This window comes from Methylobacterium sp. J-076 (assembly GCF_022829405.1).
Taxonomy (GTDB): domain Bacteria; phylum Pseudomonadota; class Alphaproteobacteria; order Rhizobiales; family Beijerinckiaceae; genus Methylobacterium.
The window spans coordinates 1-759 of sequence record NZ_JAKSXW010000034.1 but is presented as its reverse complement, the minus strand read 5'-3'; the positions used below and the strand labels follow the sequence as shown (position 1 = coordinate 759).

Sequence of the window (759 nt, the reverse complement as noted above, 5' to 3'; positions counted from 1 at the left end):
GCGGCTGGCGGAAGGGCGGCGGCGTCCGGGAACCGCCGTTTCACGATGTCCCACCCCGTCATCGCGAGCGCAGCGAAGCGACCCAGGGAAGCGGGACGCCTCAGACCATAGCGCCGCCCTGGATTGCTTCGCTCCGCTCGCAACGACGATGGCGGCTGGCGGGAGGGCAGCGTCCGGGAGCCGCCGTTTCACGATGCCCGCCGTCATCGCGAGCGCAGCGAAGCGACCCAGGGAAGCGGGACGCCTCAGACCACAGCGCCGCCCTGGATTGCTTCGCTCCGCTCGCAAAGACGGTGGCGGCTGGCGGAAGGGCGGCGGCGTCCGGGAGCCGCCGTTTCACGATGCCCCACCCCGTCATCGCGAGCGCAGCGAAGCGACCCAGGGAAGCGGGACGCCTCAGACCATAGCGCCGCCCTGGATTGCTTCGCTCCGCTCGCAACGACGATGGCGGCTGGCGGGAGGGCGGTGGCGTCCGGGCGCCGCCGTTTCACGATGTCCCCCCGTCATCGCGAGCGCAGCGATGCGACCCAGGGAAGCGGGCCGCATCAACCCATCGCGCCGCCCTGGATTGCTTCGCTCCGCTTGGAACGACAATAGCGGCTGGGGCGCAGGCGCGAATGGGGCCTCCAGCGCTTGGGTTAGCCGGGCGAGCCGGCCATATAGCCGGCGGGGGGTTGGCGGGGGACGTTTCACTCGCCAACCGGGTCAGGTCCGGAAGGAAGCAGCCCTAACGAGACCGAGCGGGTCTCTGTCCAGCCT

Annotated in this window: 1 other RNA gene; it reads left to right on the top strand. The window is 70.9% G+C overall.

Annotation, left to right across the window (positions count from 1 at the left end):
- The first annotated feature begins 668 nt into the window (after window positions 1–668).
- Window positions 669–759: signal recognition particle sRNA small type (gene ffs, locus MKK53_RS02335), an RNA gene on the top strand.